We start from the raw sequence: 1,273 nt of genomic DNA, 5'->3' as shown, positions 1-1,273 counted from the left end.
GGGGTCGCCTCAGAAAACGGAAAATAAAGCACGCTAAGCCGGTTGCAGCGGTCGTAGCGGCCTGAACTTGCCCGCGCCGATCTTGGCGCTGCTGCGCCAGAGGTAATCGCCGGTGAGGTTGATGTGCTCCCAACCGAGCGGCGACAGGTACTGCAACAGCGCGTCATCAACGGCATGGCCGTTGCCACGCAGCGCGTGCGCAGCCCGTTCCAGATAGACCGTGTTCCACAACACGACGGCAGCCGTTACCAGATTGAGGCCGCTAGCCCGGTAGCGCTGCTGCTCGAAACTGCGGTCGCGGATTTCACCCAGGCGGTTGAAAAACACTGCCCTGGCCAGCGCATTGCGCGCCTCGCCCTTGTTCAGGCCGGCATGCACGCGGCGGCGCAGTTCCACGCTTTGCAGCCAGTCCAGGATGAACAGCGTGCGCTCGATGCGGCCCAGCTCGCGGAGCGCCACGGCCAGGCCGTTCTGGCGTGGGTAGCTGCCGAGCTTTCGGAGCATCAGGGAGGCCGTCACCGTGCCCTGCTTGATCGAGGTGGCCAGCCGCAGGATTTCGTCCCAATGGGCGCGGACGTGCTTGATGTTGAGCGTGCCGCCGATCATGGGTTTCAGCGCGTCATAGGCGGCGTCGCCCTTCGGGATGTAGAGCTTGGTGTCGCCCAGGTCGCGGATGCGCGGCGCGAAGCGGAAGCCCAGGAGGTGCATCAGGGCGAAGACGTGATCGGTGAAGCCCGCCGTGTCGGTGTAATGCTCCTCGATCCGCAAGTCGGACTCGTGGTACAGCAGGCCGTCGAGCACGTAGGTCGAATCGCGCACGCCGACGTTCACGACCTTGGTGTGAAATGGCGCGTACTGGTCAGAAATGTGGGTGTAGAACGTCCGCCCTGGGCTGCTCCCGTATTTCGGGTTGATGTGGCCGGTGCTCTCGGCCTTGCTGCCGGTGCGGAAGTTCTGGCCGTCCGACGATGAGGTGGTGCCGTCGCCCCAGTGCTCGGCGAAGGGATGGCGGAACTGTGCGTTGACCAGATCGGCCAGCGCCGCCCCGTAGGTTTCGTCGCGGATGTGCCAGGCTTGCAGCCAAGCCAGCTTGGCGTAGGTCGTGCCGGGGCAAGACTCCGCCATCTTGGTCAGGCCCAGGTTGATCGCGTCGGCGAGGATCGTGGTCAGCAACAGGTTCTTGTCTTTGGCCGGGTCGCCCGATTTCAGATGCGCGAAATGCCGAGTGAAGCCCGTCCATTCGTCCACCTCCAGCAGCAGTTCGGTGATCTTG

General features: G+C 64.2%; 1 protein-coding gene. It reads right to left on the bottom strand.

Translation table 11 applies throughout. From position 1 onward, the window contains the following. Nucleotides 1-33: 33 nt before the first annotated feature. On the bottom strand, nucleotides 34-1,273 hold a 1,240-nt coding region (locus CQW31_RS30705; RefSeq protein ID WP_143524292.1), incomplete at its 5' end, for a Tn3 family transposase.

The sequence above is a fragment of the Pseudomonas sp. 382 genome (assembly GCF_002759075.1).
GTDB classification, from domain to species: Bacteria; Pseudomonadota; Gammaproteobacteria; order Pseudomonadales; family Pseudomonadaceae; genus Aquipseudomonas; species Aquipseudomonas vlassakiae.
This window is presented reverse-complemented; position numbering and strand designations above follow the sequence as displayed.